General features: G+C 43.4%; 26 protein-coding genes and 1 tRNA gene. 20 read left to right on the forward strand and 7 right to left on the reverse strand.

The window, feature by feature from the left end; translation table 11 throughout:
- Positions 1 to 47: 47 nt before the first annotated feature.
- From EPL05_RS02075 to EPL05_RS02105, 7 genes are read left to right on the forward strand one after another with little or no spacing between them, the layout of a single operon-like run.
- Complete coding sequence (locus tag EPL05_RS02075; protein ID WP_243837195.1) at positions 48 to 1,442, forward strand: exosortase Y-associated Wzy-like protein; 1,395 nt, start codon at positions 48 to 50, stop codon at positions 1,440 to 1,442.
- Positions 1,439 to 2,572 (forward strand): XrtY-associated glycosyltransferase XYAG1, encoded by a 1,134-nt coding sequence (locus EPL05_RS02080; RefSeq protein WP_128531850.1) that lies wholly within the window; start codon positions 1,439 to 1,441, stop codon positions 2,570 to 2,572. The genes EPL05_RS02075 and EPL05_RS02080 overlap by 4 nt, the downstream gene beginning before the upstream one ends.
- Entirely contained in the window at positions 2,569 to 3,189 is a 621-nt protein-coding gene (locus tag EPL05_RS02085; RefSeq protein WP_128531851.1) for a class I SAM-dependent methyltransferase, read from the forward strand. The genes EPL05_RS02080 and EPL05_RS02085 overlap by 4 nt, the downstream gene beginning before the upstream one ends.
- Positions 3,186 to 4,055, forward strand: coding sequence for a glycosyltransferase family 2 protein (locus tag EPL05_RS02090; protein ID WP_128531852.1), 870 nt, complete (start codon positions 3,186 to 3,188; stop codon positions 4,053 to 4,055). The genes EPL05_RS02085 and EPL05_RS02090 overlap by 4 nt, the downstream gene beginning before the upstream one ends.
- On the forward strand, positions 4,039 to 4,596 hold the full coding sequence (gene xrtY / locus EPL05_RS02095) for an exosortase Y (RefSeq protein ID WP_128531853.1): 558 nt from the start codon (positions 4,039 to 4,041) through the stop codon (positions 4,594 to 4,596). The genes EPL05_RS02090 and xrtY overlap by 17 nt, the downstream gene beginning before the upstream one ends.
- The gene (locus EPL05_RS02100; RefSeq protein ID WP_128531854.1) at positions 4,583 to 5,134 is read left to right on the forward strand and encodes a WcaF family extracellular polysaccharide biosynthesis acetyltransferase; all 552 of its coding nucleotides are present in this window, start codon (positions 4,583 to 4,585) and stop codon (positions 5,132 to 5,134) included. The genes xrtY and EPL05_RS02100 overlap by 14 nt, the downstream gene beginning before the upstream one ends.
- A 2-nt stretch (positions 5,135 to 5,136) precedes the next feature.
- Positions 5,137 to 5,580, forward strand: a complete 444-nt coding sequence (locus EPL05_RS02105; protein ID WP_128531855.1) for a hypothetical protein — start codon at positions 5,137 to 5,139, stop codon at positions 5,578 to 5,580.
- Between the two features lie 4 nt (positions 5,581 to 5,584).
- Here EPL05_RS02105 and obgE read toward each other — a convergent pair whose 3' ends face one another.
- The 3 genes from obgE to EPL05_RS02120 all read right to left on the reverse strand — a co-directional run bounded on the left by obgE (position 5,585) and on the right by EPL05_RS02120 (position 7,445).
- Positions 5,585 to 6,583, reverse strand: a complete 999-nt coding sequence (obgE, locus tag EPL05_RS02110; protein WP_128531856.1) for a GTPase ObgE — start codon at positions 6,581 to 6,583, stop codon at positions 5,585 to 5,587.
- Between the two features lie 107 nt (positions 6,584 to 6,690).
- A complete protein-coding gene (locus EPL05_RS02115) occupies positions 6,691 to 7,266 on the reverse strand; it encodes an adenylate kinase (protein ID WP_128531857.1) in 576 nt (191 codons plus the stop codon).
- A 105-nt stretch (positions 7,267 to 7,371) separates the two neighbouring features.
- Positions 7,372 to 7,445: transfer RNA gene (locus tag EPL05_RS02120), tRNA-Arg, on the reverse strand.
- Between the two features lie 208 nt (positions 7,446 to 7,653).
- Between EPL05_RS02120 and EPL05_RS02125 the strand changes: the two genes are divergently transcribed.
- A complete protein-coding gene (locus tag EPL05_RS02125; protein WP_128531858.1) occupies positions 7,654 to 8,757 on the forward strand; it encodes an acyltransferase family protein in 1,104 nt (367 codons plus the stop codon).
- Positions 8,758 to 8,800: 43 nt separating this feature from the next.
- On the opposite strand, the gene EPL05_RS02130 is transcribed toward EPL05_RS02125, so the two are convergent.
- Positions 8,801 to 9,262, reverse strand: coding sequence for a redoxin domain-containing protein (locus EPL05_RS02130; RefSeq protein ID WP_128531859.1), 462 nt, complete (start codon positions 9,260 to 9,262; stop codon positions 8,801 to 8,803).
- Positions 9,263 to 9,413: 151 nt separating this feature from the next.
- Here EPL05_RS02130 and EPL05_RS02135 point away from each other — a divergent pair, with 151 nt between their 5' ends.
- From EPL05_RS02135 to EPL05_RS02165, 7 genes are all read left to right on the forward strand, one after another.
- Positions 9,414 to 10,253, forward strand: coding sequence for an ABC transporter ATP-binding protein (locus tag EPL05_RS02135; protein WP_128531860.1), 840 nt, complete (start codon positions 9,414 to 9,416; stop codon positions 10,251 to 10,253).
- Positions 10,254 to 10,264: 11 nt separating this feature from the next.
- Positions 10,265 to 11,062 carry a hypothetical protein gene (locus EPL05_RS02140; protein ID WP_128531861.1) on the forward strand — a complete coding sequence of 266 codons (798 nt, stop codon included), beginning with the start codon at positions 10,265 to 10,267 and terminating at the stop codon, positions 11,060 to 11,062.
- A gap of 1 nt (position 11,063) precedes the next feature.
- The gene (locus tag EPL05_RS02145; RefSeq protein ID WP_128531862.1) at positions 11,064 to 11,453 is read left to right on the forward strand and encodes a GntR family transcriptional regulator; all 390 of its coding nucleotides are present in this window, start codon (positions 11,064 to 11,066) and stop codon (positions 11,451 to 11,453) included.
- Entirely contained in the window at positions 11,443 to 12,171 is a 729-nt protein-coding gene (locus tag EPL05_RS02150) for a hypothetical protein (RefSeq protein ID WP_128531863.1), read from the forward strand. The genes EPL05_RS02145 and EPL05_RS02150 overlap by 11 nt, the downstream gene beginning before the upstream one ends.
- A 17-nt stretch (positions 12,172 to 12,188) precedes the next feature.
- A complete protein-coding gene (locus EPL05_RS02155; protein ID WP_128531864.1) occupies positions 12,189 to 12,578 on the forward strand; it encodes a VOC family protein in 390 nt (129 codons plus the stop codon).
- 127 nt (positions 12,579 to 12,705) lie between these two features.
- Positions 12,706 to 13,839 carry a TlpA disulfide reductase family protein gene (locus EPL05_RS02160; protein WP_128531865.1) on the forward strand — a complete coding sequence of 378 codons (1,134 nt, stop codon included), beginning with the start codon at positions 12,706 to 12,708 and terminating at the stop codon, positions 13,837 to 13,839.
- Positions 13,840 to 13,910: 71 nt separating this feature from the next.
- The gene (locus EPL05_RS02165; protein WP_128531866.1) at positions 13,911 to 14,894 is read left to right on the forward strand and encodes an NAD(P)H-quinone oxidoreductase; all 984 of its coding nucleotides are present in this window, start codon (positions 13,911 to 13,913) and stop codon (positions 14,892 to 14,894) included.
- A gap of 90 nt (positions 14,895 to 14,984) precedes the next feature.
- Here EPL05_RS02165 and EPL05_RS02170 read toward each other — a convergent pair whose 3' ends face one another.
- A complete protein-coding gene (locus EPL05_RS02170) occupies positions 14,985 to 16,319 on the reverse strand; it encodes an SGNH/GDSL hydrolase family protein (RefSeq protein WP_128531867.1) in 1,335 nt (444 codons plus the stop codon).
- Between the two features lie 18 nt (positions 16,320 to 16,337).
- On the reverse strand, positions 16,338 to 17,558 hold the full coding sequence (locus EPL05_RS02175) for an OmpP1/FadL family transporter (RefSeq protein ID WP_128531868.1): 1,221 nt from the start codon (positions 17,556 to 17,558) through the stop codon (positions 16,338 to 16,340).
- A 204-nt stretch (positions 17,559 to 17,762) separates the two neighbouring features.
- Here EPL05_RS02175 and atpD point away from each other — a divergent pair, with 204 nt between their 5' ends.
- From atpD to EPL05_RS02195, 4 genes are all read left to right on the forward strand, one after another.
- On the forward strand, positions 17,763 to 19,268 hold the full coding sequence (gene atpD / locus EPL05_RS02180) for a F0F1 ATP synthase subunit beta (RefSeq protein ID WP_128531869.1): 1,506 nt from the start codon (positions 17,763 to 17,765) through the stop codon (positions 19,266 to 19,268).
- Between the two features lie 133 nt (positions 19,269 to 19,401).
- On the forward strand, positions 19,402 to 19,650 hold the full coding sequence (gene atpC, locus EPL05_RS02185) for an ATP synthase F1 subunit epsilon (RefSeq protein ID WP_128531870.1): 249 nt from the start codon (positions 19,402 to 19,404) through the stop codon (positions 19,648 to 19,650).
- Positions 19,651 to 19,757: 107 nt separating this feature from the next.
- Complete coding sequence (locus tag EPL05_RS02190; RefSeq protein ID WP_128531871.1) at positions 19,758 to 19,997, forward strand: hypothetical protein; 240 nt, start codon at positions 19,758 to 19,760, stop codon at positions 19,995 to 19,997.
- Positions 19,997 to 20,176 carry a hypothetical protein gene (locus tag EPL05_RS02195; RefSeq protein WP_128531872.1) on the forward strand — a complete coding sequence of 60 codons (180 nt, stop codon included), beginning with the start codon at positions 19,997 to 19,999 and terminating at the stop codon, positions 20,174 to 20,176. Before EPL05_RS02190 ends, EPL05_RS02195 begins: the two co-directional genes overlap by 1 nt.
- Before the next feature lie 177 nt (positions 20,177 to 20,353).
- Here EPL05_RS02195 and EPL05_RS02200 read toward each other — a convergent pair whose 3' ends face one another.
- On the reverse strand, positions 20,354 to 21,277 hold the full coding sequence (locus EPL05_RS02200; RefSeq protein WP_128531873.1) for a DUF6263 family protein: 924 nt from the start codon (positions 21,275 to 21,277) through the stop codon (positions 20,354 to 20,356).
- A 561-nt stretch (positions 21,278 to 21,838) separates the two neighbouring features.
- On the opposite strand from EPL05_RS02200, the gene ilvD reads away from it, so the two are divergent.
- Complete coding sequence (gene ilvD, locus EPL05_RS02205) at positions 21,839 to 23,548, forward strand: dihydroxy-acid dehydratase (RefSeq protein ID WP_208394651.1); 1,710 nt, start codon at positions 21,839 to 21,841, stop codon at positions 23,546 to 23,548.
- Positions 23,549 to 23,608: the final 60 nt, after the last annotated feature.

Genomic DNA, 23,608 nt, shown 5'->3' on the forward strand with positions numbered 1-23,608 from the left:
TGATTACTATTGCAGCCTGTAATTTAGGGTGAGTAACAAAAAGCAAAATGGGTGGTAAAGGCTTAGAGAGATATATTGTACTTTTTATGCCCTGGTTAATTGCATTCCTGTTTAAAGGCGATGCGTACCTCTCCTACATGATCGCATGGATTGGTTCATTCGTTATTCTCTTTTTAACTCTTACGGGTTGGGTAAGGGCTATGCCAAAAGACAGGCCTTTAGGTGAACAGCTTATGCGCCCCATGTTTATCATGCACATCATTTTTGCGGGCTACACCTGTTGCACATCAATATTTTACTTCTTTAGCGTATTGGGCTATGACGAATTTAATGCACCAATAAGTACTTTTTTGGTAGACCAGGAGAAATTGGAACTTACTGCTCAATGCCAGCGACTTTACTGCCTCGGCCATGCTGCCTTTATTACAGGGGTACTTATGTTTATGAAGTACCCAACAAAGCACAAGTATTATATCGAAAAAAGCAACCTTGCTTCGCTGTTAATGAAAATAGCGATAATCAGTTTCCCTCTATCTAATATATTGATCAGGTTGCCTGGGCTGTCGCAATTTTCTATCCAGTTGAGTGCCTTAAGCTTTATAGCAGGCACACTGGCGCTTGCCTTTGCTATCCCATTAAAAAAACCTGTTAATACTTTAATATGCAGTGGGTTATATGTAATTAACTTTTATATCGCCTTAACGTCTGGCTTTAAAGAGCCCATCATCATCAGCGTGCTGGTGCTGGGTATATTTTTATACCCTAACTATAAAAAACTGGTGCTGGTTACATTCGTCCCCATATTATTCGGGTTGTTTATTGTATTGCCAGCCTACGTTAACAACTATCGCTCTACCGCCTGGACAGGCGATGTAGCCGCCGACGATGCAGCCCAGCAATCACTTGATGCTGCTTTAAATGACGAAAACACCACCACCTGGGCGTTCCTGGTATTGCGGTTAAGCGAGATTGATATGTTCACCACCTTTGTAAAAACCACTCCCTCATCGGTTGATTATTATGGTACCGAGCTTTTAAAACAATCGGCTATTGCCATTGTGCCGCGCATATTTTGGCCCGAAAAACCTATTACCGAGGAGTTAGTAATGGCCCGAGTATACAAAGCAGGCGTAGTAAACAGGGGGTCAAACGTATCGGCAAAGCCAGCTTACATTGTAGATGGTTACTTATCGGCGGGTACATTTGGTGTTTTTCTCTCAATGTTCCTGTATGGGGTAATTGCCCAGCTAATATCCAATAAAGCCGAAGCACTGTTTGGGGGATATATTTTGGGTACCGCGCTTATATTTAGTGGCTTGTTCCAGATCTTTTGGCGCGGACTGAGCTTTGAATTTATCATCAACTCTGTATTTTGGAGCTATATAAGTATGCTGGGCGTATTTCATATTTTACGAAAAAGAAATATCCTTAAAAAGACTTGAAGATACTACATATCACCGCCGCCTATAAACCGGCCGTTATTTATGGCGGGCCAACTATGTCGGTAGCTACGTTGTGCGAGGAGCTATCCAAAGCAGGTGTTTCTGTACAGGTATTTACCACCACTGCCAACGGCGCGCAGGAACTGGCTGTTGATACGGCGGTACAGCTAAATGTAGATGGTGTGCCGGTAATTTATTTCACACGGATAACAAAAGACCACACCCATTTTTCGCCGGGTTTGTTGAAGGCTTTGTGGAAAAAAGCAACAGAATTTGATGCCATACATATCCATGCCTGGTGGAATTTGGTATCGATGCTATCCTGCGCAATAGCATTGGCACGCAAAGTACCGGTTGTTGTATCGCCCCGGGGCATGTTAAGCGCTTATTCGTTCAACAATAAAAACATTGGTGCCAAAAGGCTTATCCATAAAATAATGGGGGAAAGCCTTTTAAATAAAAGCCATATCCACACCACGTCAAATTATGAAAGCCAGGCCGTTATTAACCTGGTAAAGCCCTTAAGTATAACCGCGCTGCCCAATTTTGTGAAACTACCTAATCCAGGTGTTATAGATCAGAGCACGTGCGGCGGCGTCTTAAAATTACTTTTCTTTTCGCGCATAGAAGAGAAAAAAGGGCTCGACATTCTGCTAAAAGCCCTTAAATTTCTTACGCTAACCTACCATTTAACCATTGCCGGCGATGGCGAGGAAGAATATATTAATTACCTGAAGACTTTAACCCGGGGCGTGGAAGATAAAATTACATGGGCAGGTTTTTATGGTGCCGATAAGTTTGAGCTATTACAACAACACCATCTGCTGGTACTCCCCTCGCACGATGAGAATTTTGGCAACGTAGTGATAGAAAGCCTGGGTGTGGGCACCGCGGTTTTAGTAAGCGAAGCGGTTGGCCTTGCCGGTTATGTTAGAGAGAATAATTTTGGTTGGATCTGCCAAACTAACGCACAATCTGTAAGCGATACCATAAACAATATTGGTGCAAGCGGCCTGGCAGCGCTAACCAACATAAGGCAAACGGCCCCCGCAATTGTGCGGAACGATTTTACCGGCACGGCCTTAGCTCAAAAATACATCAACTTTTATCAGCAACTAATTAAAGCATGAGCCATTACCAGGATTATCAGTACCAGGACGATGCCATAATGCATAATTTGATTTATACCCAACGCCCCTTGCTTAAAATGTTGGATAAAGATAAAAACCGCTGCATTTTAGATTTAGGTTGTGGCAACGGCTACCTGGTAAATCATTTGCTATCGTTAGGATATAATGTTTATGGTACCGATGCTTCTGAACAAGGAATCGCAATTGCCCGAAAGACTAACCCCGAAAGATTTTTTGTACAGGATCTAAGTATTGATAAGCTCCCACCGGAACTACAGGGGCTGAAGTTTGACACCATTATCTCCACCGAGGTAATTGAACATTTGTACGACCCCGAAAAGTTTATAGATTTTTGCAAGCGAGCCTTAACTGCCAATGGCGAGCTTATTATCTCCACCCCTTACCACGGCTACGTTAAAAACCTCCTGCTTAGCCTGGCAAACAAATGGGACGAGCACATGAGCCCCCTGTGGCTGGGAGGGCATATCAAAATGTGGTCGGCAAAAACGTTGGGGCAGCTGCTTAACGGCAAGGGATTTACGGTAACGCAATTTGAGGGTTGCGGGCGTATACCATATCTTTGGATGTCGATGATCATCAAAGCACGCTTAAATTGAACAACGAATACTCGTTTATCATATTAACTTTTAATGAAGAAATTCATTTACCCCGGCTGCTGCGATCTATAGCGGGGCTTAATGCCGCGATATTTGTTTTAGATTCTTACAGTACCGATAGCACCCTTGCCATTGCGGAAGCAGCCGGTGCATCTGTTTTACAGAACGCCTTTGAAAATCATCCCAAGCAATGGGATTTTGCGCTCAAAAACTTTGATGTTAAAACCCCCTGGGTAATTTGCCTGGATGCCGACCAGGTAGTTACTCCGGAACTGCAGATACAATTGCTGAACTTTAAGGACCAGGATCATCCAAATATCAACGGTATATACTTTAACCGTAAAAACTTTTTTAAAGGTAAATGGCTTAAGTATGGTGGCTATTACCCGTTCTACCTGCTTAAAATGATCCGTTACGGCATCGGTTATTCCGACCTTAACGAGAATATGGACCATCGCTTAATTGTTCCGGGGAATACCATCATCTGGAAAAAGGGCCACATTTTAGAAGAAAACTTAAAAGAAAACAATATCCGTTTTTGGATAGAAAAGCATAATAAATACAGCGACCTGCTTGCACTGGAAGAAACCGAGAGAATATTGGGCACCCGCAACCAAACCGTAAAGCCCGCTTTTTGGGGCTCGCCGGATGAGCGTACCGCACGGCTTAAACAGTTATGGTGGCAATTGCCGCGCTATGTAAGGCCGTTGTTATATTTTACGTACCGCATGGTATTTAAACTGGGTATATTAGATGGCCGCACCGGTATCATATTCCATTTTTTACAGGGCTTTTGGTTTAGGCTGGTGGTAGATATTAAAATAGACGAGATCATCAAACAAAAGCAGGATGCAGATAGGCATTAAAAATAACATAGCGTTATGGTTCGGTGTAAAGTTCACCGGGCTTTTTTTGTTGTTCTACTATTTTAATATTTTGTTTTTTGGGCTTACGTTGCCCGGCAACAACTACAACGCTTTTTTAGACCATCATTTTAATTATATCGATTGGCTTAGATACGCACTGTTACACATTTCGAGCACACTGCTTAATTGGCTGGGCTTTACATCCATTGTGGGTTATCACCAATTACTGGTTGTAGGCCATGGTATTATCGACCTTATTTACACATGCCTCGGGTTTGGGGTAATGAGTTTTTTCGCGGCCTTTGTAATAGCATACCCAAAAAAATTAAAACCCAAACTGGTATTCCTGGTGTGTGGTTTATTCGGCATCCAAATACTTAATGTTGTGCGGCTGATGCTGCTGGCCCTGTATTGGAACAAAAGCCGTAGCCGGATCATCGATCATCATATAATTTTTGACGTACTCATTTATATCATCATTATTGTTTCTTTATATAAATGGATCAACAACAAAGCTACTAACCCCGATGCAGCAAACTGATCTTTCGGTATACAATAACCATCCTTATCATCCGGGGGGTAATGCGTTTAAACGCTTGCTTTGGTATTATGTGAACGCTATAATTTTTACGAGCCGTTTATTCCCTATCAATGGCCTAAAAACGTTATTGCTGAAACTGTTTGGCGCAAAGCTCGGCATCGGGGTAGTAATAAAACCTGCCGTAAATATAAAATCGCCCTGGCTGTTATCAATCGGCAACCACACCTGGATAGGCGAACAAGTTTGGATAGATAACCTGGTGATGGTAACCATTGGCAGCCATGTTTGCCTCTCGCAAGGCGCTATTTTGCAAACCGGCAGCCATAATTATAAAAAGAAAACGTTTGATCTGATAACCGGGAGTATTACATTAGAAGATGGCGCCTGGATAGGCTGTGCAGCTATTGTTAACCAGGGTATTATCATGGGCTCGCACGCGGTGCTTACTACCGGTTCGGTGGCTACAAAAAATTTAGACCCCTACTTTATTTACCAGGGAAACCCCGCTATAAAAGCACGGGCAAGAGAGATAAACTAAATATGCTGAAGAGAACTCCCTTAACTTTTGGAATGATAGCCACCTTAGTTGGCGTATTGATATTTACAGGCTGCAAGGAAAAAACAATATCTAAAGCCGACCCAAGTGAAACAAACCGAGTTATAGACAGCGCATCGCTTTCCCAAATACTGGCCCTGGATAAACAGGCAAAAGGCAGCGTATTTGTGCTTACCAAAGATTACCCCGAACTAAAGCACCTGCAAAACCGCGTGATACTGCTGCCACCGCTAAGCCAGGACCTCTCTATCAATTTTGATGAATACCTCCATAAAGATTATATGGGGCCAATCAATATCCTTTTGCCCTCCTATTATGTAGGCATCCGGGCTTCAGTTATCCTTAAATGTTTCCCCGGGTACAAGGGGTTCACCTTTACAGAATTAAGCGATAACTACGTTTTGTACCATTCCGATAAAAAGAGGTAACAGGTTACCTGTTAATCTCTTTCCACAGCAGGTCTTTTAGCTCGGTGATGTTCCGCTGCGCTACCGATGAAATAAACACGTAAGGAATGCCTTCCGGTACTTCCTTCTCCATCTCCGCCTGCAATTCTTCATCCAGCATATCGCTTTTTGTAATGGCCAGCACGCGTGGTTTGTGCATCAGTTCGTCGTTATATTGGCTTAGCTCCCGCAACAGGATGTCGTACTCTTCTTTTATCGTCCTCGCGGTATCGGCCGGTACCATAAATAAAAGCACCGAGTTACGCTCGATGTGACGCAGGAACCGGATCCCCAAACCCTTACCCTGCGATGCACCCTCTATAATGCCCGGTATATCCGCCATAACGAACGATTGATTGCCGCGGTACCCCACAATGCCCAAGTTAGGCACAAGCGTTGTAAAGGCGTAATCGGCTATCTCCGGCTTCGCTGCAGATACCACTGAAAGCAAGGTTGATTTACCCGCGTTAGGGAAACCTACCAAACCAACATCGGCCAGTATTTTTAGTTCGAGGATATTCCAGTCTTCCTGGCCGTCTTCGCCTGGTTGGGCAAAGCGCGGGGTTTGCCTGGTGGATGTTTTAAAGTGCCAGTTGCCCAAGCCGCCACGGCCGCCGCTGGTTAATATCTGGGTTTCCCCGTCGTGGTTTATTTCGAAAAGGATCTCACCTGTTTCGGCATTTTTGGCAATGGTACCCAGGGGTACTTCTAATATCTCATCACGCCCGGTTTTGCCGCTTCGTTGCGAGCTGCCACCCGGATCGCCATCGCCGGCTATGACGTGTTTGCGGAATTTTAAGTGAAGCAAGGTCCACAACTGGGCGTTACCTTTTACAATAACGTGGCCTCCGCGGCCGCCGTCGCCGCCATCAGGGCCGCCCATCGAGGTTAAAATATCCCTGTGTAAATGCGAAGAACCTGCTCCTCCGTGGCCGGAACGGCAGCAGATCTTTACATAATCAACAAAATTTGAACCCTGCGACATAATCTTTTTTCTTTTGAGATGGAAAGCCCCAAAGTTAGTAAAGTCCGAAAGATAAGAAACATACGCTTCTTTCTTTCGGACTTTACCGACTTATCCGACTTCCGGACTTATTTATAAGTAGCTATAACGCTATTGATAGAAGTGAAGATATCTTCTACACTACCAATGCCATTTATACTTGTATATTTATTCTGACCCTGATAAAACCCCGCAACCGGCGCTGTTTTATCATTATATTCTTTTATACGTTTACGTATCACTTCCGGGTTAGCATCATCCAGTCTGCCCGAACTTTTACCACGTAATAACAATCGTTGCTCTAATTCAGCGTCGTTAACCTCCAAAGCTATCATGACAGATATGGCAGATTGTTTAGATAAAAGCAAACTATCCAACGCCTCAGCTTGTGCTACCGTGCGTGGAAAGCCATCAAAAATAAAACCTTTAGCATCTTTATTAGCGTCAAGTTTATTGCTGATCATCCCTATCACAACGGCATCGGGAACTAACTTCCCGTCATCCATCAGTTTTTTTGCTTCCAGCCCCAACTCGGTGCCCTGCGTAATCTCGCCACGTAGTAGATCACCTGTAGATAGATGAATTAACCCGAACTTCTCGATAAGTTTTTGTGATTGAGTACCCTTCCCTGCTCCGGGGGGACCAAACAGTACTAAGTTAAGCATCCCTTATGTTTAAAAATTAAAAAAGCCTTTGTGAACAATACGCAGAGGCTTAATTTTTTGGGCACCTGGAGGATGTCGCTGTTCCTCGCAAGTGGTTGAAATATGTGCACTTGTAGGGATTCGAACCCCAAACCTTCTCATCCGTAGTGAGATGCTCTATCCAATTGAGCTACAAGTGCGTTTCCGGTAACCGGTGTCATACATCAAAAATAGATATATGCCCCTTTTTTAACGGACTGCAAAAATAGAATTTCTTTTTAATTACTGCAATAGTTTTATAAAAACATTTAATAAAAAAACTTAAGGCGTTAATTTCCAATATTAAAAGTTAAGGTATTTTATATAAGTTTTATTTTAGCGGCTAATTATTCATTCCTTACTGCTATAATGGAAGTTGCCAAAGGTTCATCTTTATTTGCCGATATTACCGAAACACCCGCCGTCCTTAATCAAAAATTCTACCCCTCGCTAAACGGCATCAGGGGCATAGCGGTAATACTGGTGGTGCTTGCACATGCATTTGATCTGCAATACCGGGGGCTGGCCAACTTTATTTACATAGGCTCGCTGGGCGTGAACATGTTTTTTGTTTTAAGTGGCTTCCTCATTACTACGCTTTGTATTAAAGAGAAGGTTATCACCGGCACCCTGTCCCTAAAAAACTTTTACATACGGCGTGCTTTGCGCATATTGCCGGTTGCCTACCTGTATATAGCCCTTATTATTGCACTCAATTATATATTGAACTTAAACATAAGCTGGTTAAATATATTAAGCTCGGCTTTTTTTGCGGCAGATTTCTCTTATTTCAAAAAACTAAGCTTTCATTGGAACCTGGGGCATTTTTGGTCGCTTGCTGTTGAAGAGCAGTTTTACTTCATCTTCCCTGTTTTTATCAAGAAAAAATTTGCTGTATTTGTAGCACTGGTAATGTTCATTTTATTTGTGCTGCCTGTGATCTTATACCTGCAATCGGCAAATATCCTTCCTAATAGCGGGCTGCTTTACGCACTCACCCATTTCCTTGTTAAATTCCAGGCCATTAGTTTGGGCTGCTTTTTTTCTGTGCTTTGCTTTAAGGGGTATCTCAACTTCGGCAAGCTCAGGCCTTTTATTACCGTAATTTGCCTGGTAATTATCTTTTGGATAAAGTATGACGACTTTTTTAGCCTGAAGGCAGTTTTCAGCAACCTGTTCCTATCGGTACTCACGGGGTTCATCATTGTAAACAGTATTTACCAGGCAACAGATATTACTTTTAAAGTTTTCAACTTTAAGCCACTGGCCACTATCGGCATCCTGTCCTACAGTATTTATATATGGCAGCAGCTCTTTGTATCTAACGACCCTAAATTCTGGCCCAGCTCCTATCCAATCAACTTTCTGTTTATAGCAATTGTGCCCTGCCTGTCGTACTATTATTACGAAAGTTTCTTTCTGCGGCTCAAAACCAAATTTATGGTGCAGGCTTCGGTCAAAAAAAATGGCTGATAAACACGTGTTCATCAACCATTCTATCTTTATAAATAGTTGCTTATTTTACTTTCTCGGCAATGGCTTCGAAGTTGGGCAGGTCGCCGGCGTTTTCAAGTACCTCGGCGTAGATGATGTTCTGCTCTTCATCTATCACAAAAGCAGCACGTTTAGATACACCCTTCATCCCAAAGGCAAAAGACTCGTACAGCGCACCGTAAGCTTCAGATACATCCTTATTAAAATCTGAAAGTAGCGGAAATTGATAAGCGTTCTCTTCTTTAAACTTAGCTAAGGTAAATGGCGAATCAACCGATACGCCCAGGATCTGCGCGTTCAGCCCGTCGTAATAACCAAAGCTATCGCGCATGGTGCAAAGCTGCGTGGTGCAAACGCCGGTGAAAGCTAAAGGAAAAAAATGCAACACTACCTTTTTGCCTTTAAAATCGGTAAGGGAAACGTCTTTAAGTTCGGATGAGGTAAGTTTAAACTGTGGGGCCGGTTGGCCTGGTTGTAATGGCATAATGTTTTGTTTTATGCAAATAAATGGCTTTTAGCCGGAAATTCTGCACCCTGCGAAGTGACGAGTTGTTTTTTTACAAAAAAAATCAAAAACACTTGGAGTTATTAAATATCTATCTACATTTGTAGTGTACTACTTAACTAATACACTAATGATACAATTTAACAACTTGTCCTTTGGTTATTCGCCCAAAAAGCTGCTCTACAAAAATCTTACGTTAGAAATTCAAAGCGGCAGCATTTACGGGCTGCTGGGGAAAAACGGCGCGGGAAAATCTACCTTGCTAAAAAACATGGTAGGTACGTTGTTCCCGGTAGAAGGCAGCGTAATGGTTAATGGCATGGTGCCAAAAACCCGTAAACCATCCTTCCTGCAAACCATTTATTACATTGCTGAGGATGTGTATGTGCCCGCGCTCACCATTAAACAATATAAAAACCTTTTTGCCCCCTTTTACCCGCTGTTTGATAGCGACAATTTTTACAGATACCTCACCGAGCTGGAAGTAAGCGTTGACGGCAAACTGAATAAATTATCTTTCGGACAGCAAAAAAAGTTTGTGATAGCGTTTGCCCTGGCCTGCAATACCAGGGTGCTGCTGATGGACGAACCTACCAACGGATTAGATATCCCTTCCAAATCGCAATTCAGGAAACTTATCGCCTCGGTAATGAACGAGGACAGGATCATCTTTATCTCCACCCACCAGATTCGCGACCTGGAGAACATGATAGATAATGTAATTATTGTAGACGATGGCAAACTGCTGCTGCATGCTTCCGTGGCTGATATTGCCGATAAAGTTTGCTTTAAAACCGTATCGGAAATACCGGCTGGAGTTAAAGTACTATACTCCGAAAAAATGCTCCGCGGGACCGCTGTAGTAATGGAAAACATTGACGGCGACGACTCTGGCCTAAACCTGGAACAACTGTTTAACGGGGTTACCGAAAACCCAGCGATGGCCAAACAAATATTTTCAACCAACTAACTTAATTACCCATGAATGATACTTTTAGCCTCAGCAGGTTTGGGCTTTTATTAAAGAAAACCATCCTGGAACGTGCTATGCAAATAATTGGCGCATTTGCCGCCGTGCTGGCGTTCACCTTTTTACTTTATACGCTTATCCTTTACGCTTTAGATTGGGGACCCGCGCAAAATCTGGCCTTCATTTGGGGCTTTATAGGTGGTGGCGTTGTGCTATCGTCGGTAGTGTTCAGCTACTTTACCACCAACGCGGGTGGGGCCTCATACCTTACTTTGCCTGCCTCCGCCCTGGAAAAATGGCTTTGTGGTGTATTAATATCCGGGCCACTGTTCTGCCTTGTTTTTCTAAGCTTTTTCAGGCTGATGGATTACAGTTTTGTAACCGCCTACCATAACGGGCTCGACCGCAGCAGTCCGCTCTATCGCAGCTTGTACGACCATGTTTATCTATACGTGTTCGAAGATAATAATGTAGTTATTAAGGCAACGGTGTTATATACTAATTTTGTGGGGGCTATGATGGTGGGCTCGCTGTACTTTAACCGGGTTGCCCTGGTAAAGGTAGCGCTGGTGGTGTGCGGGATGCTGGCCGCCATTTATTTTTTAAACCTGGGTATTGTTAGTCTATTATTTTCTAATGTTGACGTCGCGTTCCCGTACTTTACGGTACTGATAAAAGTACAATCGGAAGTTGGCAGCATTGAGTTGCCGCATTATGCGTATGATATTACCAACAATTTTTTGCAGTATGTGCTGCCTGGTGTTTTATGGATAACCGCATACGTAAGGTTGAGAGAAAAAGAAATTTAGAATGGAGTTTAGAGAAAAGCAAGCAATTTATTTACAGATAGCAGAATACGTTTGCGAGCAGATATTGCTTAAACAGTGGCCACTGGAAGCAAAGATCCTGAGTATACGCGATCTTGCCGTGATGATGCAGGTTAACCCCAACACCGTGCAGCGCGCCTACGATTTTTTGCAGCAGCGCGAGATCATTACCAATAAACGGGGTGTGGGCTACTTTGTAGAGGGCGATGCCATGGCCAGAGTAATTGCCTTTAGAAAAGAGCAGTTTTTAGAGAACGAGCTGCCGGTATTTTTACGAAGCATGTATTTGCTGGACATCCCGGTGGAAGAAATTGAAATGCGTTACAAGAAATTTATCGACGAAACTTTTAAAGAGAAAAAACATGAAGACTAAAATTAGCACAGTAATACTCACCGCATTATTTGCCATAATGCTGTTAGGCGTGGTGGTATCTGACCTGGCGTTTAAAAACGTTTACGACAAGGTTGATAAAAGCGACCTCTACTGGAACTACAACAAAGTACTGGAGCAGCCTTTTAAACACCTCAAGCTGGATGGCGGTAACATCACCCAGATCGTGTTCGAACAAAACAAGCATGCATCGGTGCGGGTGCTTAATTACTGGGACGCCTATCAAAAGGATGTTACTTTTAAAGCCTATGTAAAAAACGACACTCTGCACCTCACATTCCCTAACAAATACAAAAACCAGGGCGAAAAAAACTGGATGCAAAACAGGGTGCTGGTGCGCCTGTTTGCGCCGCGATTATTATCTATCGACGCTAACAACACCAACTTTGAACTTCAAAAGCTAAGGCAGGCAAACATCAGCGTTAATGTGAAGGGCAAATCGAGGCTGGAAGTGGAGAGTTATAACAACAGCTTTGATACAATTAAAGTAGCCCAGGCAGATTCCAGTCAGGTGCTGTTTGAAATGGCGCCCGAGTTAAAAGGATCAAAAAACATACACTTCGGCTATGTATCGGCAACCCTTAACGATTATACCATATTGGATATTGGCCACGGTTTTGCCGAAAAAGCAATCCTCAATATTGCCGATAGTTCTGCGGTTATTTTATCCGGAAAATCGCTTAGGGCGATGCATCAGTAGTTCAAAAAAGACATAAAATGGCACAAAGAATTGGACAGATAGCTTTGCTTGTTAAAGATTACGCCGAAGCCATTGACTTTTATTGCCAAAAATTGGGGTTCGTATTAATAGAAGATACTGTTTTAACCCGCACCAAAAGATGGGTATTGGTGGCACCACCTAATTCGGATTTCAGGTTATTACTGGCCCGAGCTGTTGACGAAAAACAGCTAATCCGTGTTGGAAACCAAACCGGCGGCAGGGTGTTTTTATTTTTGTACACCAACAATTTTTGGAACGATTATCACTTGTTTTTAAAAAACGGGGTGACTTTTATTCGCGATCCGTTTGAAGAGAATTACGGCACCGTAGCGGTATTTGAAGACTTGTATGGTAATCTTTGGGATTTAATAGAAGAACGAAAATAATATGAAAGCCTATTCAGATAAATCGGCTATTTCACCAGATCGTATTCATATTTTGGCATATTTAAATATTTATCAAACCTTAAATGAAACACCTTTTTAATTTAACTTTAAGGTATAATTTCACACGATGAAAAACTACCCAAGCCTGTTTTTTGCCTTTCTTTTGTTTAACTCAGTTGCCTTTGCACAAACACAAAAGTTTGCCGATAATTTCGAATTGAGGGGAACCGTTTCGCCATCAAAAACACGTATTTTATGGCTCAGATATAAATTATCTAACGAAAAACAGGTTGTATTTAAAGCGTATATAAAGAACGGTTCATTTACATTTAAAGGTTATATACCAGGCCCGCTTTATGCAGAATTTTACTTTAGCCACTTGCCCGACCCGCGCTGGGGCCTTGGCTCGAATCCGATTTTCTTGAGTCCCGGAAAGATGTTTGTGTCATTAGCAGAAAACGACCCTGAACACACCAAAATTACAGGCTCATTAATGCAGGATGATTGGAACAAACTGGACCTCCAAAAAGTTTCATTACGAAAAGGAATCGACCTTAATCGCGACTGGCTTAAAATTCAAGCAGCGCAAAAGAACATTGACTACAAGTTTATAACGGCTCATCCCAATTCTTATTTAAGCCCATATTTGATTAACTATTACTTTGATGGCCTGTCGGATTTGCGGCTCGACTCGGCAGATATGTTCTACACCGCTCTTAACGCTGCGGTAAAAAACAGTTTCGCAGCAAAACTGCTTGCAAAAAAAATTGCTAAACATAAAGCATCGGCAACCGGCGGCATTGCACCACTTTTTGCGGAAAGGGATATTAACGGGAAGTTGATTGCGCTTAAATCATTTAGGGAGAAAAGCTATGTATTGCTTTATTTTTGGGCAAGCTGGGCGTTGGTAAAGAGCACCGAAGACGCTCACTTGAGAACTATTTACAATAAATATCATCCATCGGGGTTGGAGATAGTAGGGCTCACGCAGGATTTTTTTCAAAAGGATTGGAAAAAAGCAATTGAAAATAAAGACTTACGCGCCTGGCACAATATCTCTATAGCTTACAACGCTAAAGTATTTGATGCATACAACGTAGACAGCATGCCCCCAACAGTAGCTATTTTAATCGACAAACAAGGCAAAATCCTTGGGCGTTACCTTGGCGAGCATCCAAATTGGCAACGTGGAAACGATAACGAGGGAGAGTTTACAGACCTGGAAAAAAACCTGGATGAAGTGTTTGATAAACAATTTTAGTAAATTTAATACTTGGCCAATTCAAAAAAAATTCATTTTGCCTATAGTTAAATATGGAATAGGATAAACCCATGCAAGCCATCATCATTACCCAACCCGGCGGCCCGCAAGTATTACAGCTTGCAGAACGCCCCACACCCAGCCACGGCGCTACTGAAGTATTGGTAAAAGTAATGGCGGCGGGCATAAACCGACCGGACGTTTTCCAGCGCAAAGGCAACTACCCCCCACCCGATGGCGCTCCAATAGATATTCCCGGACTGGAGCTTGCAGGTGTGATTAGCGAAGTTGGTGCCGATGTTACCCGCTGGAAAATTGGCGATAAAGTTTGCGCGCTGGTCATAGGCGGCGCGTATGCCGAATATTGTAACGTACCCGCAGGGCAATGCCTGCCCGTTCCCGATAACTTATCTTTTGAGGAGGCTGCTTCCCTGCCGGAAACCTTCTTTACCGTTTGGAGCAATGTGTTCGATAGGGCCAAACTGCAACCGGGCGAAAGCCTGTTGGTGCATGGCGGTAGCAGCGGTATTGGGGTTACCGCTATACAAATGGCCAAAGCCTTGGGCGGCACCGTTTACGTCACCGCCGGCAGCGCCGAAAAATGCAAATTTTGCGAAGAACTGGGTGCCGATAAAGCCATCAACTATAATATAGAAGATTTTGGCGAAGCCATTAATAAGCTCACCGGCGGTAAGGGCGTTGATGTGATATTAGATATGATAGGTGGCGATTACACGCCCTTAAACATCCGTTGCCTTGCAAATGACGGCCGGCTGGTGATGATAAACGCCGTAAAAGGTAACAAAGTAGAAATTAACTTATCCGAAGTAATGCGCAAACGGCTGGTGATCACCGGGTCGATGCTGCGGGCAAGAGAGGTAGCCTTTAAAAGCGCCATCGCCCAAAAACTGGAAGAGCATATCTGGCCGCTCCTGGCATCCGGAAAAATAAAACCTGTTATTTATAAAACTTTCTCCTTTGATGAAGCGGCCAAAGCACATGAGCTAATGGAAAGCAGCGAGCATATGGGGAAGATAGTGTTGAGTTTTGAGTGATGAGTTGTGGGTTTTAAGTAAAAAGCCTTGAGTTGTAAGTTGAAGATCAACTCATAACTCAAGGCTCATAACTCAGAACTTAAAACTCAACTACGGAAACTTCACCCCATTATAAGCCGATACGCTCGCTTTAGGGATATTTGACCCGTATTGCGCGTTAATGGCTTTTATAAATTCATTAGCCACAATAGCGTAGCCTCTCGGGGTTAAGTGGATGCCATCAAGCGAAAACACACCACCGCTAATGTAATTTGAGCCCAGGCTTACACCGTCTATCACCATCCCGTTAGCCTTTAAATTGTTCAGGAAGGTAAATGCGTCAAACACCGCGAGGCCTTTAGAGGTTGCAGCCGCTTTAATGGTATTGTTATAATCGTTCACATAATCTTTGGTTAACGTAACCTCATTAGCATCCAGCACATATTGGTTCTCAATCGGCGCATAAGGCGTTAAACCGTAAGGCACGGTACCTACACCTGGCACGGTTACCGGCTGGCCTATTTTGCTGGTAGGGAAGGTTAATACAACCAAATCCGCTGCTGTTGCAGCGCGTGCGGCATAAGTGGTAGTAGCTATATCGGCAGTGCTGCGTGCATTGATATACAAAGCCGTAACGGTTGGCGCGTTTTTTTGCACGCCCGCCAAAATAGCGCCAATGGTAACCGTAGTAAAATAAGGTACCGCGGTAACATCAGGTATAGTAGCCACAGCGCCCTTTTGGCCGGTTGCGGTTAGTTTACCTATCGATAGGTTGTATAGTCCGGCAAATTGATCTTTAGGGGTAAGTGCATCTGCCGCGCCGCCGCTGGTTGCGTAACCCAATGCGTCGTTATTACCTAACCAATCGGTAAAAAAGGTGAATGGTTTGGCGGTAACAAAATCAAGGTAGGTGGTGCTGTTTGTACCTGCGTTGCCCGGCAGCATTCTTTCAAAAAAACCGTTAAGGTTACCATAAGGTGCATAGGTTACCTGTTGTAGTTTTATGCCCGGTACACCATAGTTGTTTATGTCGCCGGTGTATTTGGTGTATAAAACCACGGTGCCAAAGCCCGGTATAGCAGCTGTACCCCTAACCGCAAGGTTAGTAGTAACCGGCGTAGTGATCGGCGAGCCTGTGGCGGTAAAGCCAGTTAATTGGATGTAACCCGAACCGTTAGACTGATCGGCGTTAAATAATGGCTGCGTAAATGTACCGCCGCCAACCATAGCCATTTGCTTGGCAATAATGCTTGGGTAGGAGTTTAATTGCCCTTCCAGGTATAAACCGCCATCGGCGTACCCTGCGGTTAACGAGTTACCCAGAGAGATGTACCGCGAAAAATCGGCACCACCTTGTGTAGAGGCCGGGGTTTCTATAGTAGGCTTGCACGATGCTAATAATAACAGCCCGGCAGATATGTATATGTAATTTTTTATCGATTTCATGTGCTTAAATACTAAATATTACCAATGATAAGAAAGTGAAACGCCGGGGATATACACGTTACTTTTGAAAGTACCCGATAACTGTGTTTCGATATTGGTTTGGGTACGGGTAAACAGGTGCTCAAACTCAAAAGACAGGTCGATATCTAAGCGTTTAGCAAGCTTGTAGCCCACGCCACCGGTTAAGTAGTAACGGTTAGCATCCGGCACCTCGGGGGTTACATACCCATCCTTAACAGGCGTAGTAGCATAACCGCCGCCAAAGCGCAGTGCTAATTTATTGCTGTATTTATATTCCGCACCGGTACGCAACGCGAAAGCATTCTCGTAGTTGCGTGGGGAATAAGTATCGGCCAATGCAGAGGTGTTGGTGGCGTAATCAAAGGCAAGCGCTTTAAAGCTGCTCCAGCCCACAAAGTTAGCATCGAAGCCCACGGTCAATTTTTTGGTTGGATAAAACCCAAGACCTAACGATAGGGTTCCCGGTAAAGGTATGCCCGAGTTAAACGTATTTGGTTGCGGGAAGTTTGCCTGCACGGATGATGGCACGGTAAAAATCGCGTCGCCGTTTTTTAGTTTGGTATTCACTTTCGAGCGGTAGTCCAGCCCTGCTGTAAAAGATTTGGTTTTCAGGAAGATCCCGGCGTTCCAGCCATAGCCTTTGCCCGTACCTTCCAGTTTTGCCTGGCCGGGGTTTCCGTTAGCATCTGCCAAAGGTATGGCCTTCCTCAGATCTACGCTGGCATGATTATATACAAAACCTGCACCAATGCTTAAAGCATTGGTTAGCTTGTAGCTAAACGTTGGTTGAATAAAGATAGCTTTCAAATCCAGGCTCTCTACCGCGTATTTGCCCGCCCATGTAGTACCCCAGTCGGTAAGCCCGCCAAATGGCGTATAAACGCCCAGGCCAAATTTCCAGTTCGCGGCTTTTGGCCCCCAAACGGCGTAAGCCTGTATAGGCGTTGCTACGCGGTTTTTGGTAAAATACTTGTCGTTGGTGCCCGATGGATTGAAGCCGGATTTGAACCATAAAGGGCTTATGCCGACAGAGACGGAATTTTCCGGCAGTAGGGCGACAGCACCCGGGTTAAAGAAAATGGATGCGCCATCCTGCAGCAGGCCGGTGCCGGTATGGCCCATGCCAATTTGTTTTTGCCCACCAAGATTTACCTGAAAACCCTGTGCAAAGGCAATAGCAGGTGATAGCCACAATAGTAGCAGTAAAAGTTTTTTCATTAATGAGAAATTACGTAACAGAAATAATTGGTTTATTATTGGGCATCAAACTTAAGAAATTACCTTTAATAAAAACATCAAAAAATCTTAACATAACTATTTAAATATTTGGCAATAAACCTTAACTTTGCGCCTCTGAAATAGTACCGTTGTATAATAAAGGTATCCGTTTCAATTAAAATTCTTTAAAACACCAGGTAATATATGCCAAACATTGGAAAAATATCACGGATCATCGGTCCGGTAGTTGACGTAAGTTTCGCTGATGATGCACATCTTCCTAAGATTTATGATGCGCTTGAGATCACTAAAGACAACGGACAAAAAATTATTTTAGAAGTTCAGCAACACTTAGGTGAAGACCGTGTACGCGCAATCGCCATGGACTCTACCGACGGCCTGCTGCGCGGAATGAATGTTTTAGATACCGAAGCTGCTATTAAAATGCCGATTGGTGATGCTATTAAAGGCCGCGTATTTAACGTAGTTGGCGATGCTATCGACGGTATCCCTAATCTTGATAAAACCAATGGACGCTCTATCCACAACACGCCTCCGCGTTTTGAGGACCTGTCTACCGAAACTGAGGCCCTGTTTACAGGTATTAAAGTTATCGACTTATTAGAGCCTTATGTAAAAGGCGGTAAGATCGGTTTGTTTGGTGGTGCCGGTGTAGGTAAAACCGTATTAATCCAGGAACTGATCAACAACATCGCGAAAGCTTATGCAGGTTTATCTGTATTTGCGGGTGTAGGTGAGCGTACCCGTGAAGGTAACGACTTACTGCGCGAGATGCTTGAATCGGGCATTATAAAATATGGCGATGCATTTATGCACTCCATGGAAGCAGGCGGATGGGATCTTACAAAGATCGATCCTGAAGCTTTAAAAGAATCAAAAGCAACCTTCGTTTTCGGCCAGATGAACGAGCCTCCAGGTGCACGTGCACGTGTGGCGCTATCAGGTCTTACCCTTGCAGAGTACTTCCGCGATGGTGACGAAGAAGGTAAAGGCCGCGATATCCTTTTCTTTATCGATAATATTTTCCGCTTTACCCAGGCAGGTTCTGAGGTATCGGCATTATTAGGCCGTATGCCATCTGCGGTAGGTTACCAGCCAACTTTGGCAACAGAGATGGGTACCATGCAGGAGCGTATCACTTCAACAAAACGTGGTTCAATCACATCTGTACAGGCCGTTTACGTTCCTGCGGATGATTTAACTGACCCTGCACCGGCAACAACTTTTGCCCACTTAGATGCTACAACCGTACTTTCGCGTAAAATTGCGGAGCTTGGTATTTACCCTGCGGTGGATCCGTTGGATTCTACCTCACGTATCCTTAGCGCGGCTATCTTAGGTGATGAGCACTACAATACCGCTCAGCGCGTTAAAGAAACTTTACAGCGTTACAAAGAACTTCAGGATATCATCGCCATCTTAGGTATGGACGAGCTTTCTGAAGAAGATAAATTAACCGTATCGCGTGCTCGCCGTGTTCAGCGTTTCCTTTCTCAGCCATTCTTTGTGGCAGAGCAGTTCACCGGTTTAAAAGGTGTATTGGTTGATATTAAAGATACCATCAAAGGCTTTAACATGATCATGGATGGCGCAGTAGATGAATACCCTGAGGCAGCATTTAACCTTGTGGGCAGCATTGAAGACGCTATTGAAAAAGGCAAGAAATTATTAGCAGAAGCTAATAATTAGTAGCAAGTATTTAATTAGTATCAAGTAGTTAGTATCAAGTAGCAAGACAGTTTTGTTTTTCCGCTTAATAAAATTGCTTTATACTACTAAATTTTTACTTGATACTTGATACTAACTACTTGATACCAAAAGCATGACATTAGAAATTCTTACTCCTGATAAAAAAGTTTTCGAAGGCGAGGCTACCTCAGTAACCCTGCCCGGTACTTTAGGGTTTTTAGAGATCCTGAACAACCACGCCCCCATCATCTCTACCCTGAATGATGGCAAGCTAACCGTAAGGGATGGCGGTAAAGAAGATATCTTTTTTATTAAAGGCGGTGTAGTAGAAGCTTTAAACAATAAAGTAACTGTACTGGCAGAAGGCATTACCCATAAGTAATTGCTTTTTGCGCTGATATTGAAAAGGCTTTCGACGCATGTCGAAAGCCTTTTTTGTTGTTGGAGTATCAGTTCTAAAACTATAAATTTGTATATAAGTGTAAAAGTATGACTACATTAAATATGCGGCAAAAAATAATAAGTTATTTGGCAGATGCTGAAGAAAACAAAGTAAAGGCCATCTATACATTATTGGAAAGAGATATTGATGAAGGAGAAGCCTTTTTATTGTCTGACGAGCAACTCGACATCTTAGAACAGGAGGAAGAGTTGCATTTAACTGGCAAAACCAAATCCTATACTAAGGACGAAGCTATTCAAATAATCAGAAGGCAACGAGATTTTTAATGCCGCAGTTAATAGTTAAGCCGCGCGCCATCAAAATGGCACAGGAGGCCTATGGTTGGTATGAGGATCAACAACAAGGTTTAGGAGAGTTATTCTTAAAAGAATTGAGCCGCTGTTTTGGGAAAATTGAAGATTGGGCATTGCTGTATGCAAAAATTAAGAAAGACTTCGTCAAATAGTTTTACAAACAGTCCCTTATGTTGTTGTTTTCAAGATTATAAAAAAGCGAGGTTATAGTTTACGCCGTGTTTCATACGAGCCGCAGCCCTCGGAAGAAATTCACTAAATAGTATTGTTGGCAAAAAATACAAAAGGGCCCGGACAAATGTCTGGGCCTGTTTTTGCGGTCAAGCTTTTTATTTCCCTGTTGCGGTCATATCTCCTATGATGCTCATCGGGTAGGTCATGCCGCCTGGTGTAGCCGCAGTATCTTTTATTTGTACAGTAGCTTTCAGATTGCGGGTTTGTTTGTTTTCAACGATCCAGCCGGTGGTTTTGTTGAGTTTTATCTTGGTGGTAAGTTCGCCGGATACTGCGGTCATACGCATTTGTATGCCGTTAGCAACCCTGTAGTCAGGCAGCGTTTTTTCAGATAATACGGTGCCGGTTCCCTCTATTAAGCACGCGTCGTCCGTTATAGCCTTCAGGCTGTAGTTTATCTTGGTATTAGCAACTATGGCTGCTGCTTCCATTAAACTATTGGTTGTCCATACCCCATTTGCACCAATTTCATCTTTTGGCAACATTACAAAAGAATCCTGCAGATTAGATTTAATAGATTTTTCGCCGAACGACTGTTGTAGTTGAGCCCTAAGCTGGTTTTTTTGCGCGTCGGGTATCGAGGGTAAATTATCAAACATATGTACATAAAGGCTATCGGTACCCATCACTGCTACAACTTTACCGCGTTTGCTCATTATAATGGTGAATGGCCTGTTCAGCATCGAGCCCAGTAGCTTGGAAATAATATCCTGTCTATCCAAGCTGCTGCTAAAATCAATCACTTTACCCATCATATCCATATGCATGGCCATATTAACGTAACTGGTTTCCAGGTTGTAAAGCGTATCATTTATAGCGGTTACTTTGTGGGCAACCTTTGCAGTAATAATGGTGGTCATCACCTGATGTGTGCCGTTAATTGCCTGGTCTATACTTATATTGGCATTGGTGGTAAGGTAGTACGTACTGTCTTTTTGCAAGTTGAGTTGTAGTTTTACCTTTTGGGCGTAGCCGTTTAGGCCAATAAACAGCAGTAATAAGGTTAGGTATTTTTTCATGTATATGGTTTGTTATAAAGGTAAAGATGCATATAGTTTTTAACAGAGGGAACAACAAAAAGAATTTTGCAAACTCCAATATTGGCCGTGTGGTTTAGAAATAACTTTTATTACATTTGGGCTCAGTTTTCACCAAAACAGCAACATGAACAATTTAAACAATAACATAACTATAGTGGCGCAAGTCATTATTCGTAGATAGAACTTTTTATACTGATATAGAGAGCCAGGTCAGTATTGTCCGGGCTTTTTTTATGACAATTTTTTTGGGGCTGAGTGCCATTTCAGGCAGAATTTAGCAAACTTGTTATGCATGCATAAAAAACATACCAAATACCGTTTTAAACTTTGGTATAAGGTGTTAAAAATTACATTCTTTATTTTATATATTTAACAAATTTTAATTCTGTTATATTAAATTATAAAAAACAATATTCTTTTTTAAAATATTTTTTTTAGTTGTTGTTATTCGCGGTAGCTATATCTAACTTACAGAAACAGATTATCACCTAATCATCTATCAACAAATTTAGCGTTTACGTTGATCGTAAAATATAAAAAATGAGTTCATCATCAGATACTACAGCGGCTATAGAATTAAACAAGTATAGCAAAACCTTTACGCAGGACCCAACACAGCCGGCCGCACAGGCCATGCTTTACGGGATCGGCCTTACCGACGATGATATGCGCAAAGCGCAGGTCGGCGTGGCAAGTATGGGTTACGATGGTAACACCTGTAACATGCACCTGAACGATCTGGCCAAGTTGGTTAAACAAGGCGTGTGGAATGAAGATATGGTAGGTTTGATATTCCACACCATTGGCGTAAGCGATGGTATGAGCAACGGTACCGAAGGAATGCGCTACTCCTTAGTGAGCCGCGATATTATTGCCGATTCTATTGAGGCTGTTACAGGCGCACAGTACTATGATGGTTTAATAACCCTGCCCGGCTGCGATAAAAATATGCCGGGCTCTATTATGGCTATGGGCCGCTTAAACCGCCCGTCTATTATGGTATACGGCGGTACTATTAAACCTGGTCACTGGAAAGGCGAAGACCTGAACATTGTATCGGCGTTTGAAGCCTTGGGTAAAAAAATGGCCGGCACCATTACTCCTGAGGATTTCCTGGGGGTGATCAAAAACGCCTGTCCGAGCGCGGGCGCTTGTGGTGGCGTGTACACCGCTAATACCATGGCTGCAGCTATCGAGGCTTTGGGCATGAGCTTACCTTACTCCTCATCAAACCCCGCATTAAGCGAAGAGAAAAAAGCCGAGTGCCTGGCAGCAGGCGCGGCCATCAAAATATTATTAGAGAAAGACATTAAACCTTCGGACATCATGACCCGCGAAGCATTCGAGAATGCCATGGTAGTGATCATGGTGTTAGGCGGATCTACCAACGCGGTGTTGCACATGATAGCCATGGGCAAAAGCGTTGGCGTAAAAGTAACGCAGGACGATTTCCAAATCGTAAGTAACCGTATCCCGGTGTTGGCCGATATGAAGCCAAGCGGTAAATACATGATGGAAGACCTGCACAACGTTGGCGGTGTGCCCGCGGTAATGAAATACTGTTTGGCCCAAGGCTGGCTGCATGGCGATTGCCTTACCGTTACCGGTAAAACTATTGCCGAAAACTTAGCAGAAGTACCGGCGTTGGATTTTGATGTGCAAAAAATTATATGGCCGGTGGAAAGCCCGGTTAAAGCTACCGGCCACTTACAAATACTTTACGGCAATATTGCCGAAGGTGGTAGCGTAGCCAAGATCAGCGGTAAAGAGGGAACTCATTTTGAGGGTCCTGCCCGCGTGTTCGATGGTGAGTTTGAACTAATAGCAGGCATTCAAAGCGGCCGCGTGCAAAAAGGCGATGTAGTGGTTATCCGAAACGTTGGCCCTAAAGGTGCGCCGGGTATGCCGGAGATGCTGAAACCAACCTCAGCCATATTTGGCGCTGGGTTGGGCAGTTCAGTAGCATTGATTACCGATGGCCGTTTTAGCGGCGGTACCCACGGTTTTGTGGTAGGCCACATCACCCCAGAAGCTTTTGACGGTGGTGCAATAGGTATCATTAAAGATGAGGACAAGATCATTATTGATGCAACAACCAACACCATCAACGTAATATTAAGCGACGAAGAAATGGCAGCCCGCAAAGCTGCATGGCAACAACCGGTGCTTAAGGTTAGCAAAGGTTTACTATATCGCTATGCAAAAACGGTAACCAGCGCAGCAGAAGGTTGCGTAACAGATGAAATGTAAAGCCCCCTAACCCCCTGAAGGGGGAACAAAGGAGCAAAAAAATAAATAATTAACAATTCT

Origin of the sequence: Mucilaginibacter gilvus, assembly GCF_004054195.1 — a bacterium.
GTDB classification, from domain to species: Bacteria; Bacteroidota; Bacteroidia; order Sphingobacteriales; family Sphingobacteriaceae; genus Mucilaginibacter; species Mucilaginibacter gilvus.

Bases quoted from the DNA above. Each gene is read 5' to 3' on its own strand.
- EPL05_RS02175 (WP_128531868.1), bottom strand. From the start codon at position 17,558: ATGAAAAAACTTTTACTGCTACTATTGTGGCTATCACCTGCTATTGCC.
- atpC (WP_128531870.1), top strand. From the start codon at position 19,402: ATGACATTAGAAATTCTTACTCCTGATAAAAAAGTTTTCGAAGGCGAG.
- EPL05_RS02075 (WP_243837195.1), top strand. From the start codon at position 48: ATGGGTGGTAAAGGCTTAGAGAGATATATTGTACTTTTTATGCCCTGG.
- obgE (WP_128531856.1), bottom strand. From the start codon at position 6,583: ATGTCGCAGGGTTCAAATTTTGTTGATTATGTAAAGATCTGCTGCCGT.
- EPL05_RS02165 (WP_128531866.1), top strand. From the start codon at position 13,911: ATGCAAGCCATCATCATTACCCAACCCGGCGGCCCGCAAGTATTACAG.
- EPL05_RS02135 (WP_128531860.1), top strand. From the start codon at position 9,414: ATGATACAATTTAACAACTTGTCCTTTGGTTATTCGCCCAAAAAGCTG.
- EPL05_RS02085 (WP_128531851.1), top strand. From the start codon at position 2,569: ATGAGCCATTACCAGGATTATCAGTACCAGGACGATGCCATAATGCAT.
- EPL05_RS02115 (WP_128531857.1), bottom strand. From the start codon at position 7,266: ATGCTTAACTTAGTACTGTTTGGTCCCCCCGGAGCAGGGAAGGGTACT.
- xrtY (WP_128531853.1), top strand. From the start codon at position 4,039: ATGCAGATAGGCATTAAAAATAACATAGCGTTATGGTTCGGTGTAAAG.
- EPL05_RS02170 (WP_128531867.1), bottom strand. From the start codon at position 16,319: ATGAAATCGATAAAAAATTACATATACATATCTGCCGGGCTGTTATTA.
- EPL05_RS02160 (WP_128531865.1), top strand. From the start codon at position 12,706: ATGAAAAACTACCCAAGCCTGTTTTTTGCCTTTCTTTTGTTTAACTCA.
- ilvD (WP_208394651.1), top strand. From the start codon at position 21,839: ATGAGTTCATCATCAGATACTACAGCGGCTATAGAATTAAACAAGTAT.
- atpD (WP_128531869.1), top strand. From the start codon at position 17,763: ATGCCAAACATTGGAAAAATATCACGGATCATCGGTCCGGTAGTTGAC.
- EPL05_RS02105 (WP_128531855.1), top strand. From the start codon at position 5,137: ATGCTGAAGAGAACTCCCTTAACTTTTGGAATGATAGCCACCTTAGTT.
- EPL05_RS02150 (WP_128531863.1), top strand. From the start codon at position 11,443: ATGAAGACTAAAATTAGCACAGTAATACTCACCGCATTATTTGCCATA.
- EPL05_RS02140 (WP_128531861.1), top strand. From the start codon at position 10,265: ATGAATGATACTTTTAGCCTCAGCAGGTTTGGGCTTTTATTAAAGAAA.
- EPL05_RS02100 (WP_128531854.1), top strand. From the start codon at position 4,583: ATGCAGCAAACTGATCTTTCGGTATACAATAACCATCCTTATCATCCG.
- EPL05_RS02145 (WP_128531862.1), top strand. From the start codon at position 11,064: ATGGAGTTTAGAGAAAAGCAAGCAATTTATTTACAGATAGCAGAATAC.
- EPL05_RS02200 (WP_128531873.1), bottom strand. From the start codon at position 21,277: ATGAAAAAATACCTAACCTTATTACTGCTGTTTATTGGCCTAAACGGC.
- EPL05_RS02155 (WP_128531864.1), top strand. From the start codon at position 12,189: ATGGCACAAAGAATTGGACAGATAGCTTTGCTTGTTAAAGATTACGCC.
- EPL05_RS02125 (WP_128531858.1), top strand. From the start codon at position 7,654: ATGGAAGTTGCCAAAGGTTCATCTTTATTTGCCGATATTACCGAAACA.
- EPL05_RS02130 (WP_128531859.1), bottom strand. From the start codon at position 9,262: ATGCCATTACAACCAGGCCAACCGGCCCCACAGTTTAAACTTACCTCA.
- EPL05_RS02190 (WP_128531871.1), top strand. From the start codon at position 19,758: ATGACTACATTAAATATGCGGCAAAAAATAATAAGTTATTTGGCAGAT.
- EPL05_RS02195 (WP_128531872.1), top strand. From the start codon at position 19,997: ATGCCGCAGTTAATAGTTAAGCCGCGCGCCATCAAAATGGCACAGGAG.